This window comes from Streptomyces noursei ATCC 11455 (assembly GCF_001704275.1).
GTDB lineage: Bacteria > Actinomycetota > Actinomycetes > Streptomycetales > Streptomycetaceae > Streptomyces > Streptomyces noursei.
Map to the genome: position 1 here is coordinate 529,441 of NZ_CP011533.1, position 17,406 is coordinate 546,846.

The 17,406-nt window shown below is 68.9% G+C and carries 13 protein-coding genes and 2 pseudogenes; 8 read left to right on the top strand and 7 right to left on the bottom strand.

Features of this window, described 5'->3' with window-relative positions; translation table 11 throughout:
• Position 1: 1 nt before the first annotated feature.
• The 3 genes from kdpC to SNOUR_RS02305 all read left to right on the top strand — a co-directional run bounded on the left by kdpC (position 2) and on the right by SNOUR_RS02305 (position 3,973).
• The gene (gene kdpC, locus SNOUR_RS02295) at positions 2–613 is read left to right on the top strand and encodes a potassium-transporting ATPase subunit KdpC (RefSeq protein ID WP_067343379.1); all 612 of its coding nucleotides are present in this window, start codon (positions 2–4) and stop codon (positions 611–613) included.
• Between the two features lie 78 nt (positions 614–691).
• Positions 692–1,375, top strand: a complete 684-nt coding sequence (locus tag SNOUR_RS02300) for a response regulator (protein ID WP_067343381.1) — start codon at positions 692–694, stop codon at positions 1,373–1,375.
• Positions 1,376–1,426: 51 nt separating this feature from the next.
• Positions 1,427–3,973 (top strand): DUF4118 domain-containing protein, encoded by a 2,547-nt coding sequence (locus SNOUR_RS02305; protein ID WP_067343382.1) that lies wholly within the window; start codon positions 1,427–1,429, stop codon positions 3,971–3,973.
• A gap of 50 nt (positions 3,974–4,023) precedes the next feature.
• Here SNOUR_RS02305 and SNOUR_RS02310 read toward each other — a convergent pair whose 3' ends face one another.
• A complete protein-coding gene (locus SNOUR_RS02310; RefSeq protein WP_067343384.1) occupies positions 4,024–5,889 on the bottom strand; it encodes an NAD-binding protein in 1,866 nt (621 codons plus the stop codon).
• 433 nt (positions 5,890–6,322) lie between these two features.
• Between SNOUR_RS02310 and SNOUR_RS02315 the strand changes: the two genes are divergently transcribed.
• Genes SNOUR_RS02315 through SNOUR_RS02325 form a run of 3 tightly spaced genes read left to right on the top strand, consistent with a single transcriptional unit; the run spans position 6,323 to position 9,110 of the window.
• A complete protein-coding gene (locus SNOUR_RS02315; RefSeq protein WP_067343386.1) occupies positions 6,323–6,652 on the top strand; it encodes a hypothetical protein in 330 nt (109 codons plus the stop codon).
• Positions 6,649–7,737, top strand: coding sequence for a WXG100 family type VII secretion target (locus SNOUR_RS02320; protein ID WP_067343388.1), 1,089 nt, complete (start codon positions 6,649–6,651; stop codon positions 7,735–7,737). Before SNOUR_RS02315 ends, SNOUR_RS02320 begins: the two co-directional genes overlap by 4 nt.
• Complete coding sequence (locus SNOUR_RS02325) at positions 7,734–9,110, top strand: hypothetical protein (protein WP_067343390.1); 1,377 nt, start codon at positions 7,734–7,736, stop codon at positions 9,108–9,110. The genes SNOUR_RS02320 and SNOUR_RS02325 overlap by 4 nt, the downstream gene beginning before the upstream one ends.
• 408 nt (positions 9,111–9,518) lie before the next feature.
• Here SNOUR_RS02325 and SNOUR_RS02330 read toward each other — a convergent pair whose 3' ends face one another.
• The 4 genes from SNOUR_RS02330 to SNOUR_RS02350 form a co-directional block, all read right to left on the bottom strand.
• Complete coding sequence (locus SNOUR_RS02330; RefSeq protein WP_067343392.1) at positions 9,519–10,136, bottom strand: alpha/beta hydrolase family protein; 618 nt, start codon at positions 10,134–10,136, stop codon at positions 9,519–9,521.
• 614 nt (positions 10,137–10,750) lie between these two features.
• Positions 10,751–11,314 (bottom strand): hypothetical protein, encoded by a 564-nt coding sequence (locus SNOUR_RS02335; RefSeq protein WP_067343393.1) that lies wholly within the window; start codon positions 11,312–11,314, stop codon positions 10,751–10,753.
• A 1,610-nt stretch (positions 11,315–12,924) separates the two neighbouring features.
• Positions 12,925–13,629, bottom strand: a complete 705-nt coding sequence (locus SNOUR_RS02340) for a sensor domain-containing protein (protein WP_067343395.1) — start codon at positions 13,627–13,629, stop codon at positions 12,925–12,927.
• 604 nt (positions 13,630–14,233) lie between these two features.
• Positions 14,234–14,818, bottom strand: coding sequence for an ABC transporter ATP-binding protein (locus SNOUR_RS02350; protein ID WP_159425776.1), 585 nt, complete (start codon positions 14,816–14,818; stop codon positions 14,234–14,236).
• 18 nt (positions 14,819–14,836) lie between these two features.
• Here SNOUR_RS02350 and SNOUR_RS45180 point away from each other — a divergent pair.
• A pseudogene (locus SNOUR_RS45180) lies at positions 14,837–14,980 on the top strand (IS21-like element helper ATPase IstB); the annotation flags it as partial.
• A gap of 30 nt (positions 14,981–15,010) precedes the next feature.
• On the opposite strand, the pseudogene SNOUR_RS02355 reads toward SNOUR_RS45180, so the two are convergent.
• Positions 15,011–15,289: pseudogene (locus tag SNOUR_RS02355) on the bottom strand (pyridoxamine 5'-phosphate oxidase family protein); the annotation flags it as partial.
• 26 nt (positions 15,290–15,315) lie between these two features.
• Positions 15,316–16,122 (bottom strand): 3-oxoadipate enol-lactonase, encoded by an 807-nt coding sequence (pcaD, locus tag SNOUR_RS02360; protein WP_067343400.1) that lies wholly within the window; start codon positions 16,120–16,122, stop codon positions 15,316–15,318.
• A gap of 99 nt (positions 16,123–16,221) precedes the next feature.
• Here pcaD and SNOUR_RS02365 point away from each other — a divergent pair, with 99 nt between their 5' ends.
• Entirely contained in the window at positions 16,222–17,169 is a 948-nt protein-coding gene (locus SNOUR_RS02365) for a LysR family transcriptional regulator (protein ID WP_067343402.1), read from the top strand.
• Positions 17,170–17,406: the final 237 nt, after the last annotated feature.

Here is a 17,406-nt window from a genome sequence, read left to right on the forward strand (position 1 = left end):
CATGAACAACTCCGTAACCAGCACCCTCCGCCTGGCGTGGGCATCACTGCGCGTCCTGCTGGTCCTCACGGTCGTGTGCGGCGTCATCTACCCGCTGGTCGTCACGGGCATCGCCCAGGGCCTGTTCCACGGCAGGGCCAACGGCTCCGAGGTGAAGGTCGACGGCAAGGTCGTCGGCTCCGAACTCATCGGCCAGAGCTGGAACATCAAAGGCACGAAGACACCCGATCCCCAGTGGTTCCAGGGCCGCCCGTCCAACAGCGGTTACGACCCGCTGGCCACCGGCTCCAGCCAGCTCGGCGCCAGCGATCCCACGCTGGTCAAGAACGTGAAGGCGGCGAAGAGGCGGGTCGCGGAGTTCAACGGCGTGCCGGAGTCCGAGGTCCCCAAGGACGCGGTGACCGGTTCGGCCTCCGCCATCGACCCCGGTATCTCGCCCGCCTACGCCGAGATCCAGGTCAAGCGCGTGGCCGAGCGCAACCGGCTGACCGTCGCCCAGGTCGAGAAGCTGGTGCAGGACAACACCACCGGCCGGACCGTCGGTTTCCTCGGTGAGCCCGCGGTGAACGTCCTGAAGCTCAACATCGCGGTCGAGGAACTCGCGACGAAGTGAGAAGCCGTATCGCGGGTGGCCCGCCAGGGGAGGGCGGCCACCCGCGACATTCGCACGCACAACAGAAGGGGGATACCGATGACTCGGGTGCTGGTGGTCGAGGACGAGCCACCGCTCGTGCGGGCGCTGGAGATCAATCTCAAGGCACGCGGTTACGACGTGGAGACCGCGCCGGACGGGGCACAGGCCCTGTCCCTGGCGGCCGCGAACCCGCCGGACGTCGTCCTGCTCGATCTCGGCCTGCCGGACATGGACGGCATCGACGTGATCGCGGGGCTGCGCGGCTGGAGCCGGGCCTCCATCCTCGTGGTCTCGGCCCGCCGGACCTCCGAGGAGAAGGTCGCCGCGCTCGACGCGGGCGCCGACGACTACATCACCAAGCCGTTCAGCATGGACGAGCTGCTGGCCCGGTTGCGGGCGGCGGCGCGAAGAATCGATACGGCGCAGCCGTCCGGCGAACTCGCCGTGATCGTCACGGAGAGCTTCACCCTCGACCTCGCGGCCAAGAAGGCCCGGCGCGGCGAGCACGACGTCCGACTCACCCCGACCGAATGGCATCTGGTGGAGGTGCTGGTGCGCAACAGCGGCCGGCTCGTCAGCCAGCAGAAGTTGCTGGAGGAGGTGTGGGGTCCTTCCTACGGCACGCAGACCAACTACCTTCGCGTCTACATGGCGCAGCTCAGGCGCAAGCTGGAAGCCGACCCGGCACGTCCGCGGCACTTCTCCACCACGCCCGGTATGGGCTACCGCTTCGACCTCTGACACCCCGGGCTTTCGCCCCCTCATCACGATTCGACACGAGAGCGGGACCACGTGGCACGCGGCAAGTTTCGGATATACCTCGGCGCGGCACCGGGCGTCGGCAAGACCTACGCGATGCTGTCGGAGGCGCATCGCCGTATCGAGCGCGGCACGGACTGCGTGGTCGCCTTCGTCGAGCACCACGACCGGCCGCGCACCGAGGTGATGCTGCACGGGCTGGAGCAGACCCCGCGCCGGGAGCTGGAGTACCGCGACACGGTGTTCACCGAGATGGACGTGGACGCCGTCCTGGCACGCAGACCCGCCGTGGCGCTGGTGGACGAGATGGCGCACACCAACGTCCCCGGCTCGCGCAACGCCAAGCGCTGGCAGGACATCGAGGAGCTGCTGGAAGCCGGGATCCATGTGATCTCGACGGTGAACATCCAGCATCTGGAGTCCCTCGGTGACATCGTCGAGTCGATCACCGGGGTGCGGCAGAAGGAGACCGTCCCCGACGAGGTGGTGCGTCGCGCCGACCAGATCGAACTGGTCGACATGTCTCCCCACGCGCTGCGCCGCCGCATGGCCCACGGCAACATCTACAAGTCCAACAAGGTCGACGCGGCGCTCTCCAACTACTTCCGACCCGGGAACCTCACCGCGCTGCGCGAGTTGGCGCTGCTGTGGGTGGCCGACCGGGTCGACGAGTACCTCCAGGAGTACCGGAGCGAACACCGGGTCTCGAAGATCTGGGGCTCCCGCGAACGCATCGTCGTCGGCCTGACGGGCGGCAGCGAGGGCCGCACGCTCATCCGGCGCGCCGCCCGTCTCGCCGAGAAGGGCGCGGGCGGCGAGGTCCTCGCCGTCCACATCGCCCGCAGCGACGGCTTGGACTCCGGATCACCCAAGGAACTCGCCGTCCAGCGCACCCTCGTCGAGGACCTCGGCGGCACCTTCCACCATGTCCTGGGCGAGAACGTCTCCTCCGCACTCCTGGAGTTCGCCCGGGGCGTGAACGCCACCCAGATCGTCCTGGGAACCTCCCGCCGCAAGGCGTGGCAGTACGCCTTCGGTCCCGGCGTGGGCTCCACCGTTGCCCGCGACTCGGGACCCGACCTGGACGTCCACATCGTCACGCACGAGGAAGCCGCCAAGGGGCGGGGTCTCCCCGTCGCCCGCGCTGCGCGGCTGGGCCGGTCGCGGATCATCTGGGGCTGGCTGACCGGGGTCGTGGGGCCGGCGCTGCTGACGCTGCTGCTGTTGAAGGGGGGAACGGGACTCGGCCTCGCCAACGACGTGCTGCTGTTCCTGACCCTGACCGTGGCGGCGGCGCTGCTCGGCGGCCTGCGTCCGGCACTGGCCTCGGCCGTGGTGGGCTCACTCCTGCTGAACTGGTTCTTCACCCCGCCGGTGGGTCAGCTCACCATCTCGGACCCCAGGAACATCCTGGCGTTGGTCATCTTCGTGCTGGTGGCGATCTCGGTGGCCTCTGTCGTCGACGTCGCCGCCCGGCGCACCCACCAGGCCGCCCGACTGCGCGCCGAGTCGGAGATCCTCTCGTTCCTGGCGGGCAGTGTCCTGCGTGGTGAAACCACTCTCGACGCCCTCCTGGAGCGGGTGCGCGAGACCTTCGCGATGGAGGCCGTGGCACTGTTGGAGCGGGAATCCGAGACGGCGCCCTGGACCTGCTCGGGAAGCGTGGGCGACGCCGGCCCGCTCGTGCGCCCGGAGGACGCACACGTCGACATGCCCGTCGGCGACAACATGGCACTCGCGCTCTACGGTCGTGTCCTGCCCGCCGAGGATCGCCGCGTGTTGGCGGCCTTCGCCGCCCAGGCCGCCATCGTCCTGGACCGCCAGCGCCTGCAGTCCCAGGCCGAACACGCCCGGAAACTCGCCGAGGGGAACCGCATCCGCACCGCCCTGCTCGCTGCCGTCAGTCACGACCTGCGGACTCCCCTGGCCGGCATCAAGGCATCGGTCACCTCCCTGCGCTCCGACGACGTCGAATGGTCCGACGAGGACCAGGCCGAACTCCTCGCGGGCATCGAGGAGGGCGCCGACCGCCTCGATCACCTCGTCGGCAATCTCCTGGACATGTCCCGGGTCCAGACCGGCACCGTCACACCGCTGATCCGCGAGGTGGACCTGGACGAGGTCGTGCCGATGGCCCTCGTCGGAGTGCCGGAGGACAGCGTGGTTCTCGACATCCCCGAGGAACTGCCGATGATCGCCGTCGATCCGGGCCTGCTGGAGCGTTCCGTCGCCAACATCGTCGAGAACGCGGTGAAGTACAGCCCCGAGGGCGAGCCGGTCCGCGTCTCGGCCAGCACGCTGGGCAGCCGCGTCGAAGTGCGCGTCGCCGACCGCGGCCCCGGCGTCCCCGACGACGCCAAGGACCGCATCTTCGAACCCTTCCAGCGCTACGGCGACGCCCCGCGCGGCGCGGGCGTCGGCCTCGGCCTGGCCGTCGCCCGCGGCTTCGCCGAGGCCATCGGGGCGACCCTCACCGCCGAGGACACCCCCGGCGGCGGGATGACCATGGTCCTCACGGTGCCCACCGCCGCCGGTCACCTGCCGGCCGCGCCCCAACTCCCGGACGCGGTCACCTCGTAGTCGGCACGGACATCCTGGTGACCACGTGCCCGGCAGAGGCCGGGCGCCCCTTACCCGCGCGGGTCTGTCGGGCGCGGCGGCACCCCCGTCATCAGGAAGTCCAGCCCGCGCCGGGTCGAGACCACCACGACCCGGTCGCCGGCACGCAGGATCCTGCCGTGCGCGGGGCGCCAGTCGAACCCCGGCCGGTCGAGGCGTAGGCCGCCGAGGGTGTCCGTCGGTCCAGGAGACACGGCCTCGACGGCGGCGCCCACCGCCAGGACGCGCCACTCGTTCTCGCGGAACGCCTGATGGATGGAGCGTCCCTCCAGCTCCGGGTGGCCGGCGACGTCCACCGCGGTGAAGAGGAGGGAACCGCGCTCGACCGGCATGATGCCCAGGACATGACGGCCCATCATGGCGGCCGCGAAGGGAAGCGCGGCGAGCGCCGAGACGCTGCGGCTGCGCGTGGCGGCGTCGGGGTACGAGGCGCGCATCGTACGGGAGACGCTGGCGGCGAAGTCGTCGTCGTAGAGCCGCATCACCACCCGCACCCGGGGGTTGCTCTCGCGCGCCGCCATCGCGATGTCGAGGTTCTCGCCGTCGTCACGGGTGAGCACCAGCAGGGACTTGCTCTGGCGGATGCGCGCGCGATCGAGGACGCCGGGGGCGCTGGCGTCCTCCAGCAGCAGCGGCACGCCGAGTTCACGGGCCAGCCCGACGCCACGCGCGTGCGGGTCCCGTTCTATGACCACCACGTGATGTGCGGTGGTGCGCAGTTGAGCCAGCACGCGGGTGCCGATCTTCCCCAGTCCGACCAACACGATGTGGTCGCGCAGGTCATCGTCCGGCGGGTGGCCGACCGACGCCTGGCGGAACGCTCCGGTGGCGTTCAGGGTCGCGGCGACCACCAGCGGGAGGACCGCCAATCCGACGAATCCGGCGACGAGTTGGAGTACCCGCCGGGCCGGTGATTCGTCGGTCGCCGGGTCGCCCATGGTGAAGATGTCCAGCAGCGGCAGGTACACCGACTTCCACAGCGGGCCCGGCTCGGCCAACGCGGTGGCCGCGGCCAGTGCCAGCACGATCGCGGCCAGCGCGCCGAAGACCGAAAGGACCTCGCGGGAGAGGAAGACCTTCCACGGCAGATGCGCCAGTCGCCCACGCAGCCATGCGCCGTAACGGCGCCGGTCACGCTGCGGGGCCTCGGGGCGATGGTGATGGGTGACCTCCTCCAGCATGAGCCGGCCGTGGGTGAACTGCCGGTGGTAGGACGTGACCGTGTCGGGCAGCAGTTGGGTGCCCTCCTCCCCCGGTGTCTCCGGGCTGTCCTCGCTCGCCGGGTCGTCCTGGTGGGCACCGGACAACACCGCGAGGGTGGCCAGGTCGGCGGACTTCGGCGGAGTACGGGCGGGGCGTACGACGCCGCGGAAGACCTGGCCCTCCACCTGCAACGTGTCGCCCCGCCCGACCGCGGCGGCGGCCACCAGCTCGGGGACCGCGGTGTCTGTGTCGGACAACACGGTGGTGGACATGTCGAGCCCCGTGTCATCGCTCCGGCCGAGCGCCGACACGGCGCGGTCCAGGAGCCGTTCGAGGTGCTCGCCGCGCTGTCGGTTGTACATGCGGATGACCAGGCGGATCGTGGGGTTGATGCTCCGGGCCAGCAGCGCGGCGGTGAGATTGACCTGGTCGTCGCGGTAGGTCAGGGCGAGCGCGGCCGCCCGCTCCACACCCGCAGCCCGCAGCGTCTGCTCGTCCGGGCGGGCGGCCACCAGCAGTTCGACGGTCGACTGCGGATCGCGGTGCAGCGCGGCGATCTCCGGTGCGTGCCCTTCGCGCCGGGAGGGCAGCACGACGGTGACCGCCTCACCGCACACCGCGTCCAGGGTCACCGCGAGCCGGTGCGCGAGCCCGTCGTCCCCGCAGATCACCATGTGCCGAGAACGCTGCCCAAAGGGCATGTGCAGTTGGAGAGTTGACGTCACAACAGCAAGATTGCCGGTACATGACACGCGGTTCCGCTACGCACAACAGTTCGGCATCAAAGATCCGTATGGGCGGGCGCCACCATGGCGCCCTCCCTCCTGCGGTCGTGAGGAGTCACCGGCCGAGGATGTCGTCGGCAGGCAGGACGCGGCCGACGAGGAATTCCCGACCCAAGTAGGGCGATGGCCGTCGGTCGCGCCGCGGACGCCCGAGCTGGCCGACGCCGCCCTACGGAAGCTCCCAACAGGTAAGCCCAAGGGATTCGACAAGAACGCGACAAGAAGGGATCTTGACCCGCCGTTTACCTGATCACCCATGCCTAAGCTGCCGGAGACACGGCCTCGCCTTTGGCGTGCTCCGGAGAGAACGGGGGAAAGACTCATGTCCAAAAATGAGTCGTCAGTGGATTCGGCAGCGCTTTCCAGACTGGCGAAGAGCTTTGAAAGCTACGGCACGGACCTGGAAAGCTACACGCGGGACTTCCGGTCGAAGACCGATTCCGAGGTAATTCACGACGGATTCGGTGTCCTCACGGAGTCCGAAGAGGTCACCTCCGCGTACATCGAGATGTCCACCGACATGACGGAGACCCTCAACGCCCTGCGACAGCACCTCGATCAGATCTCCCAGGGTCTGCGCACGGTCCAGCAGAACGCCACGAACACGGACGAGTCCATCAGTTCCGGCTTCGATCAGGGGCGTCACGCATGAGCGGTGACGAGTCCGTAGCGGAACAGGTCTACGAGGCCGGCCTGGACATCATCAATCCCGGCGGCGATCCGGACGTCCTGCGTTCGGCCGCCAAGGGCTGGCGGGATCTGCACGAGAACCTCCAGAACATGTTCCAGGACCTGGACCGCGAGGTACAGCAGACACTGGATTCCGGCTGGCGCGGTCCGGCGGCAGAATCCTTCGCGGAGCACTGGAAGAACCTCGACGCCGCGATGAAGAAGAGCCTTCCGCAGTTGTCCGAGGCGGCCAAGAGCCTCGACGAGGCCGCGGACGCCATCGAGGACATCAACCGCGAGATCCACGAGATCTACCTGGAGATCGGCATCTCCATCGGTATCTCGGTCGGCATGTCCTTCCTGACCATGGGCTTCTCGGCGGCCGCGGGGGCCGCCCGAGCCGCCCAACTCGCCGCCCGCGCCGCGAAACTCGCCAAGACCCTCGGCACCATCCTGCGGAAGGTCGGCGAGGCGTTCAAGGTCATCTCCCGGCTGGCGAAGGAGCACCGCTTCCTGAAGAACGTCCTGGTCAACTGGACCAGCAACACCGGCGGCACCGTCATCACCAACACCCTCACCGGGCAGGAGACCAACCTTTTCGAGGCCACCTGGCAGGGCGGACTCTCCGCGGTGGTCGGCACCGGGCCCGGGCTCGGTGCCGCCCGTCTCGTGGGCAAAGTGACGGGGCCGCTGGTCGGTGACGTGGCGGGCGGCGCCGTGGGAAGCATGACCGGCGGGCTCGCCGTCGATGGCATCAAGAAGGTCCGCGGCGACCAAGACGTCGAGATGGGCTGGGACAGCCTCGTCAACGGAGTCACCGGTGCCGCCGGCGGGGCTGCCGTCCACGGCGCGAACAAGCACGTGCCGGCCGGTCTGAGCCCGCACTTCGCGGTCGAGGGTCCGGCGCAAGGAGTTGTCTACGGTGGCGGCGGGGCCATCGCCAAACCGCTGCACGACGCCATCTGGCCGCAGGAACCGGACCAGCCCAAGTCGGACGAGCCGACGAGCGGATCCGCCGACACACCACAGGGACCGAAGAAGGGTTCAGTGAAGGACGTTTTCGGGTGAGGGAACGGGACCTTGGAACCGCTGCGGCATCGGTGCTGGCATGGGCCGGTGCCGCGGCGTTCGTGATCTGCCTGCTGGTGCGGAAGATCGCCCCGTTTCCGCGCTGGGATCTGCTGGCCTGCTTGGCGTTCTCCGCAGTGGCGTTCCTGGCGTGGTGGCTGCGGGCAACCGGACGGTGGGGCTCCCGGATAGGAAGGGTCGTACCCCCGACGTTCGGGCTGAAGACGGGCCGAAGGTGGTGGCCACCATTGCGCGGTATATGCACCGTCTTCGCGGTCTGGCTCTTGGCCGGCCCTTTCCTCCTCCTGGCTCTTTCGGCCTCGGACAACAGCTCCCAACTGGCTGCCATCACCCGGCACGACTACCGCTACGCTCCGGTCACGATCACGAAAATCCATCACCGATATCAGAATTCCTACAAGGGCGGCACGACGTATACCTATGTGGTCACCGTCGAGGCACCGGGCCCCGGCGAGCACAACGAAGCACTGCAGTTGAAAGGGCAGCTCACCTCAGCATCCGGCCGGTGGACCACCGGTGACCGCCTGGCGGGTGGGCTCTACGCCCCGGACGCCCCGTCCCTGGGAATCATCCTCACCCCTCGTCGGCACCTCGCCTCTCTCCTGGGAGGCCCGGCATCACCGGGCGAGATGGTGATGCTGGCCCTCTTCAGCGCCCTCCCCCTCGCCCTGTTCCTCATGTGCGTCAGGTCCGGGGCCAAGAACGGGGCCGAACCGGCGACTCCGCAGTCCGTGCTCGGCGACAGACCGGCGCGCCGACTGCGGGTGCGTATCGCGGGCGGGACAGCCGGGGAACGACTCTCAGCGCCCGATCCCAAAAAGTCTTCCGGCGGCCCCCAGCGCACCCTCTCCCCCGCCTTGCGTCTTGCCTCAACCGAAGGCACCCGCGACCTGTTCATCGACCGCTGCCTCGACCCTCAAGCCCTTGCCTCGGCCCTCGAAGACCAGGCCGGGTGGCTCCACTGGGCGCCGATTGCGGAGGACCCACCCGACTGGTCCGTCCCGGCCCTGCTCGTCCTCGACGACGACCGCTACGTATACGGGCTGACGCCCCCGGGAAGCGTGGTGGATCTCCCTCAAGGCGAGCCGGTGAACCTCCCCCTCCCGGACGCCCGCCCGTTGCGCGCAGTGGGCCCGTACGCACTGTGGCAGCCGGCCGTACACGGACCGGGTTCGTACGGCTTCGGCCTCGGCTTCCTCGCGCTATGCCTGATCGTCGCCGGGGTCGACTACGACGGTGGACCGCTGTTGAGCCTGTGCTTCCTCACCGCCGCGGGAGGACCACTGGTGAGCCTCCTGCTGATCCAACGCCTGCGCACGACCTACCTGCGAAGACTGGCACAGCAGACATGAAGCCCATGCTGCGCATGTGGGCGCACGACTCCGAGACAGGCCCGCGCTGGAGCGACCGCGAGCGCCACGCTGCTGGCCTCGAGGTGATCCTTGGCAGGGCCGGCCGTCGCCGGCGTCGTTTCAACGGCACCACGGCTCCGCCAACCTTCCGTGCCTCGCGCTGCTCCGCGGAGTGCCGCGCCTGCGCCGTGAGACACACCACGCACGCCGGATCCCCCAACAATCGACGGATCCCGTAACCGGGGACCGTCCCACCCCGCTCGTGCTCGGCTGCCAGCCGGCCGCGCTGGGCCGCCTCGACACGCGCGGCCTGCCCGCCCTGGCGCGTCTCGCACGTCTGTGTACGCCCGGTGCCCGGCAAGCGCCGGCCCATTGCCGCGGGCGAGACGGAGCCGGCCAGACTGGTTCTCACGCCTCTGCGGCCGGGGCCGCCGGATCGGCAGGTGGGGTGTCGACGCGCATGGCTCGGCCGATGGCCGCGGCGACTGCTGGGGACTCCCAGTAAGCGGCGTGGGTCCACAAGCCGGTGCTGGCCGAGTGCGGCACGGGGATGTCTGCCGGGCTGCTGCCGTCATGCGGTTGGAAGACAGTGGAGGCTGCGAAAGCCAGCACGTCGAGCGGTTCCCACAGGTTGGTCCAGCGGGCGAGGGAGGTGGGAAGAACGACCCGCTGGGCACCGGCGAATGGCTCAAGTTGGCCGCCGCGAGGGTCGCAGACGTGGAAGAAGGCCGCTTGCGAGCCGAACGTGAGCAGCTTCTCGGTCCACAGCGGGTTTTCGGCGGTGGCCATGTCGACGGCGACGACTCCACCAAGGCTGTGGGCCACCACCCGCACAGGACGGTCCGGGTACCGACCGAGCTCGGGGTCGACCGTGTCGATGGACGCCCGTATCCGGGCGTGAATGGCGGCCTGGTGGCGCTGGTGGACGAGGACGTCTCCGAGAAAGCGTGTTGTTCCGGGTCCGAGCCGGGTCCTCAGCGCGTGGTTGATGCGGCCGACGGCTGCTTGGATTGCCGCACCGGCCACGCGGTCCAGGTCGGACAGGCGTCTGCGGACGAGTGAGCGCAGCCGGCCTTCGAAGTCGGTCGGCCCGGAGCCGCGCAGCTCTGCGTAGCCGAACTCGCCCTCGGGTGCAGCGTCGAGGAGGGCTCGGGCCAGATCCCGTCCGACCTCGGCCAGCAGGAGGGGGCGTCGGTGCGCTGCAGCCAGGTCGTCTGGTCCCGTACCTCGGCGAGGTACGCCGCGACCTGGTCGCTGTCGACGGGTGTGACGTCGCCATCCCGCAGTTCGGCTTCGTGGTCCTGCGGCGTGGCGGAGAGGTGTTCGCGCAGCGTTTGCTCGACGCGGTGCGGGCATCCGGTGCCGGGGTGCGCTCGGCGAACAGGTCGGCTGCCAGTGCGTCGTCTGCCACGGTGTGCGGCGGCTCGTTCTCGGCGCGCAGGGTGTTGGTGGAGGCGTGGAGGGGTGGGAGGGTGGCGGCGATGTGCTGGTCTTCGGCGCCGAGGTCGCCCCAGTACACCGGATGCATCTCGACGCCGGAGGCTGCCTGGAGGGCTTCGACGGCGGCTGTGAAGCCCTTGAGGTCGCGGTTGGCGACGCCGTGGATGACGAAGACCGGATCGGGCACGTGTGCCCCTCCTTCACGTTCGGGTGTGGGCGGTGGCCGCAGGGCTGCCGTAGACGGCGTAGGCCAGCCAGGTCGGATCGCCGTCCGGGCTCCGGATGGCCTGGCGGGCCGCCAAGGACGCCTGCCCGAGCGGTTTTCCGCGGGTGATGAGCTGGTCGTAGAAGGCATCCGCGAAGTCCCGTGCCTGGTATGTCACGGGCGCATAGCAAGTCTCGCTGAGCAGTTGGAAGGTGAAGCTTCCGGGGCCGTTCCTGAGGACCTGCAGGGTGACTTCGCCGGGGTCGAAGGCCAGCGTCTCCAGCTCCGTCGAGTACTGCGGTCCGCCGCGGGAGGTTCCGCCAGGATCCACGGAGATCTGGCATCGCACCTCCCCGAGGAAGGTGCCAACCCGGAACGCGCGCACCGTCACCTCGTGTAGTCCGGGCTGGTTCGCTTGGATACCGAAGCGGAGCACATCCGAGTCCCGCCCGGGCAGCACCGTCACCTCCTGCTGCAACTTGGGGGTGATGATCAGCGCCGGGGCGTGGACCGTGATCAGAAGCTGGACACCCGTCTCGGGGACCGGGAACAGGCGCAAGGGTGCACCGCGACTGCCGCCGCCTGCCACGATCTGGACCTGCAGTGGAACCTCTTCGCCCGCGGCGGTGTGTTCGGCGAGCTCCGCAACCAGTCGCCGTCGCTCACCTTCCCCACCCTGGAAGCAGTTTTGCCGACTTCCAGGTCCTCCTGTCCGCGAGGATTCCCCGCCCACCACGAGGGGTGGCTCCTATGAGACGTTCGGGAGGGCACGGTCGGATGCGGAGAGGTCGCTCGGCTCAGGCCGCAGTCTCGGGGCCGACCCCGCCCCGATTCCTGGACGCCTTGGAGGGCGTGCGCTCGCCGCGGGCGGTCGGCGGGAGGTGGGATATCTCCTCAAACGGGAAGTTGCCCTGCCAGTCGTCGGACTCGGGCTCCAGGCCGATTCTTGTCGCTGGCCGTGCCTGTGTGCCTGCTCTCCACCTCCACCGCCCCGCCGGTGAAACACACGGCGGGGCCAGCCGAGCCCGTTGCGAAGAGGTCGCTGGAGTCCGTCGCGGAGACCTGAAACCTGAAGGTCGTAAGCCCGAGCAAGTCGGTTGTGCAGGCGAGGGTGGCGAAATTGGTAGACGGCACCGAACTGCCTTCTGGTCATGCGGTCAGCATCGTGCCTGGGCTGCGGCTGCGGTTCGGAGGTAACTGACCGTGGAGCCTGGCCTTGCGGAGTGGTCGTCCGCGGGTTCACGTGCGATGGCACGTGTGATCACACGGCAAGGCGGAGTGCTGATCCTCGTCACTTCGGGTCTGGGAGACCACCCCTGACCACCCGCCAGCCCGATACGCTCCAGCGACCCGGCGAACCTCGCAGCTCAGACAGCGAAAACCAGCTGGAGTATCAAGGACCCGGGCGAGCCGGGTTCCGTAGGAGCCGGTGCCCTCGGCGCCGACGGCGCGCACGGTGCCGTGGGAGCGCAGCCGGTCCAGCAGGGCACGGTGGCCCTGGTTGGTGGTGGGGAACTGGGAGTCGGCGAGGTGCCGGCCGAGTTGGTCGGCGACGGCTGTGTGGTGGGGGTCGGCGTGGGGTGTCCACGCCGCCAAAGACGCGCTGGGGCTGATCGGCCATGATGATGCTGCCCTTGCGCGATGATCCAGGAGGCAGCACTCCGGTCGGGCGGACGGACAAGGCAGTGACGGGGGCTGCCAGCCCAAGCTCCTATCAGGTCACGAACGCTCGTCAGGCCGTGTGCGTCGTGATCCTCCACAGCGGGCCGACAAATCTCCAGAATGGCAACCCCGGAGGGCGTCAGCTCCGTTGGGGGTCAGGCCCGGCGGAGAACCACGGCGCAATCATCACTGCTCCGTCGGAACAGGCAGTTGACCAAGACAGCTCGTTGCCGAGGAGTTCCGTTGTCCGAGCACTATGTCCTGCCATCGGGCCTGACGGCCCTCTCGCGTGTGACCACTGTGGCGCAGGGAGTGTTCGCGTCGCGGCATTTTCGGGGCCGTGGCCCAGCCGAGGTCACGGCCGCACACACCGATGCCCTGGAGGTGCCGCACAGCGCTGTGAGTACGCCCGCGTCCGCGGCCTGAAGGGCGTCCGCTGGGGAGTACGTCCGATCTCCGACATGACATAGCCGGTTCAGTCAGGTCGTCAGTCTGCCGGGGCATGGATCACTGGTGGATGCCTGACGGGCAGAGCAGGGTCTGCGAGAGGCGGGACTGGGCACGCAGGATGTAGGGCCCCGCCCACAGGCCGAGGAGGAGCTCCGCCACGCCCACACCGGCTGCCATGTGCGTGGTGCGGGCGCTCAACGGGACGAACAGGAACCAGCCGCCGTCGAAGGCGGGAGCCACGGACTCCCAGAGGAACGGCAGGGCGATGCCGAGCGCGCCGTGGACGAGCAGGGCGAAGGGGAGCAGCGCGAGGAACCCGAGGAAAGTTGCGGCGAGTTGGGCCCAGCCAAGGTCGCACCAGGTGGCCGGGCTCCGGAGGACGGACAGGACGCGCCGCACGAGGGGCGGGGTGGGGCGCGAGGTGGATCGGAACGCGGGCCGGGTGGCTCCGGAGCCTCCCGGTGCGGTCGGGGGCATGCCGTACCAGCGACGACCAAGTTCGAGCTGACGGCCCGCCAGGGCATGCAGGCCACGGGCTGCCTCGGGCACCAGCGCGAAGCCGAGCCAGACGAACATCAGGCACATCGAGATCAGCAGTAGCCAGGACGTCACCGCGGAGAGCAGGCCGAGGCCCAGCAGGACCAGTCCGCGCCACGGTGCCAGCAGGCGGCCGAGCAAGGTGGGCCGCCAGTGCTCCGCCTCGGCCCGCAGCGTCAGCGCCTCCGTTTGCGGCTCTGCCTCGTACGCGATGTGGTCTGCCATGTCCGCTGTTCCCGTTCCTGGTCGTCCGTTGCGGGAGCGCTCGGTCCGGCGCACCGCTACAAGATCATTGTCCCAGAAGGGGCATCGCAGGATCACTGGGGCTATCCCCACCCTTTCAGCTGGTTTTCCACCTGCCGGGGAAGGAGTTCGATCTCCGAAGCGGCATAACCGGATCAGTCGAGCCCTCGACCTGTCTGGCGTGGTTCACAGGGGACGCCCAGGGTGTCCAAAGCATCACCCTGGACACTCCGGCCGCCCGTCGACGCGCCGCGGACTTCGGCGCCTGCCTGGCCCTGAACCCTGTCGATCCGCAGCTGCGCGAGCACGTCCAGGCGGCCACCGGCGGCCGGGCGCTGGAGGTCGCCTTCGACTTCGCCGGTGCCACCGCCGTGCACGAGCGGACCCTGACCGTCCTCGCGCCCAAGGAGCGCCGGTCCTGGTCGGGCCGACCGACAGACCGCTCAGCGTCACCAACGGCGCGCTCTTCAGCTACCGGCAGCACCAGATCCTCGGCCACTACGGCTCTGCCGCGGACACCGTCCTGTGGCTGATCGACCTGGTCGAGGGCGCTGACTGGATTTCCGCGGCTTCTGCGACTCAGCCGTCATATGCGCTGCTTTCCGGCGCGCACGAGGCACCAGGCGCCGCCGCCGAAGAGCACGAAGGTCGCAGCGCGGGGCACGAACACGGCCATGGTGCTGATGTCGTCCGCCATGGAGGCGACCGTGGTCTGGGTCACCCAGATCAGGACGGCGCCGAGCACGATCAGGGCGAGTCCGCCCACGGCCCAGGCAGCCCTGGCCGCCGGTGTGCGGGTAGCCGTCGTACTGGTTGTCGTCTGCTCGTACTGTGGGGCTTCCCTGGTCAACTCGCCTTCGGATGGGGGATGGTGGAAAGGCCGCGGCGGGCCGGGGCAGGTCGCCGCGGACACCGGGTGATCCCGATGGCCGGTGGCCCGGACGCGGAACAACTCGGCGTAGATGCCGCCCCGTTGCGCCAGCTCGGTGTGGGTGCCCTCTTCGAGCACCTGGCCGCGTTCGAGCACCACGATGTGATCGGCTGTCCGGACGGTGGAGAAGCGGTGCGCGATGAGCAGGGTGGTTGCCCGGCCGGAGAGCGTCCGCAGCTTCTCGAAGACCTCCGCCTCCGCAGCGGCGTCGATGGTGGCGGTCGGCTCGTCGAGCACCACCACCGGAGGGCAGTGGTGACCCAGACCTTCATCGCCTCCGGTCTCCGCGCGGCGATCGTCGACGGGCTCAGGTTCAACGGCACCATCATCGAGACCGGCACTGACTCCGACCGCCTCGCCAGCACACGAGTCCGCTCCGAGATGCCCGCCAAGGCGGCGTGACTGCCCCGACGGTCGGCCGAAGGATCTCGGCTACCTGTCCGATCGGGTCCAGAACTGGCGCGGCGCGAACCCCGCGCGCCGCAGCCAGTGCTCGGTATAGACGATCCGTTCGACCTCGATCACGACGAGCGGTCCCGACGGCGGCTCGTCGAGAGCGCGCGACCGTTCGACGTGGTCGGACTGCCAGCGGAAAGCCGGCCAGTAGTGCTCGAAATCAGTGTCGCCCTCGGACAGCACGCGAGCCTGTCCGAAGAGCTGAGCACCTCGGCTGCTGGCCTGTCCGACCAGCGGAGCGAAGATACCCAAGGAGCCGTCCAGACACGACGCGGTAGCCGTCAGGACTGTTCCGTGAGGAAGGCCACCACAGCATCCAGGAACTCCGCCTGCCCTTCGACGTTCGCCATGTGCACCGTGGGCAGGACGGTGAACCGCGCGCCGGGGACGGTCGCGGCGAGCTCCTTACCGTGGTCGGCGGACGTGACGGTGTCGTGCTCGCCCGCGATGACCAGTGTCGGGTTGTGGATGAGCGTGGCCGTGCGGCGCAGATCGTAGTCGCGCACCGCAGCCCAGCTGCCGGCCACGCCCTCGCGCCGCGTGGCGAGCAGGGTGCGGCGGAAGCCCTCGACAACCTCGTCGTCGCCTTGCAGCATGTGGGCCGGGAACCAGTTGTGCAGGAACCTCTCGGCGGTGACCTGCATGTCGGGGGCTTCCAGCAGTTCGGCGATCGGTCGGTCCCACTGATTCGCCGGGCCGAGGTACGCGGCGGTGTTGGAGAGCACCAGGCGGTCAACGCGCTCCGGAACGTGGATCCCCAACCACTGCGCGACGATTCCGCCCAGAGACAGGCCCAGCACGTGCACCCGCTGCAGGCCCAGGGCATCCAGCAGTTCCACCACGTCGCGCCCCAATCGGTCCAGGGAATACGGGCCGCTCGGGACATCGGAGGCGCCGTGGCCGCGCGCATCGTAGCGCAGCAGCCGGAAGCGCTCGGTCAGAGCCGACACCTGGCCGTCCCACATGTGGAGGTCGGTGCCGATGGAGTTCGAGAGCAGCAGCACCGGCTTGTTCTCGTCACCGTCGAAGCGGTAGGCGATGCGGACGCCATCGCCGGTGGTGATGGCAGTACGGGTCTGAGAAGTCATGTCAGCTCCAGTGATCCAGCGGGTATGCGCCCAGCCTATGAACACCTTCTGCAGAGTTCTATTACAAAGATCGAACGAGCCCTGTAGGTTGGATGGACAATGTCGAATTTCACGCTCCACGAGTTGCAGTGCTTCAACGCCGTTGTGGTCGACGGTGGGTTCCAGGCCGCCGCCGAGCGGCTGCACCGCTCGCACCCTTCTGTGTTCGCAGCAGTCGCCAAGCTGGAGCGCCAGCTGGGCCTGGACCTGCTGGATCGCTCGGGCTATCGGGTTCAGCTCACCGAGGCGGGGCACGCCTTCCACCGCAAGGTGCGCCTCCTGCTGCACGAGGCCGAGGAGTTGCAGACCTACGCCGCGCAGTTGGCGATGGGCGAAGAGGCCGAACTGCGAGTGGTGCTGGGGGACCTGTGTCCACTCCCACCGGTGTTGGAGATGCTCAGCCGCTTCTTCGCGCAGTGCCCGCAGACACGACTGCACCTGCAGTTCGAGACGGTCACCGGCCCCTGGGAGCGGCTGCTGGAGGACGAAGCCGACCTCATCGTGCACCGCGTCCCCAAAAGCGACGTGCGGATGGAGTGGATCGATCTCGGCCGCGTCGCGCTGGTGCCCGTCGTGGCGCCCGGTTTCCTGCCTTTCCCTCCGGACACCGACATCACACCGCAGCGGATGCAGGCCTTCACCCAATGCATGGTCCGGGATTCGGCGCGGCATCCGTCGGAACAAGGCCATTTCCTGGTCGAAGGCGCGCCCAGGAGCTCCGTTCCGGACCACCTCATGAAGAAGGAGCTGATCTTGCACGGCATGGCGTGGGGACACGTGCCGCGGTTCATGATCGAGAACGAGTTGCGTGACGGAAGCCTGCTTTCCATCGCCGGACGGCACTTTCCCGGTGTGGTCGAGGAACTCTCGGCAGCTCGCCGACGCGACCGGCCGCACGGGCCAGTCGCCGACCAGCTGTGGGACTTCTTGGCCCGCCATGCACCGGTCCTACGGCCGACGCTGGGCCATGTGCCCAAGGCGAAGAAAGCACCGGAACACCACAGGTGACATCGCCGCGATCGCCATGGGGGTGTACCAAGGCCGCTTCTATGCGTCGTCAAGTCGTCAAGTGGGTTGGAGACGTTCACCGTTCGGAAGAGTTCGCGGGTGAGGTAGCGCTTGAGGGTTCGGCGGATTTCGTGGTCGGTGCGTCCTTCGGCTCGTCGCCGGGCGCTGTAATCGTGTGTTCGTAGGCAGATGCGGCATCGTGTGAGGACGCTGTCGTGAACAGCGTGCTGCGTTGCC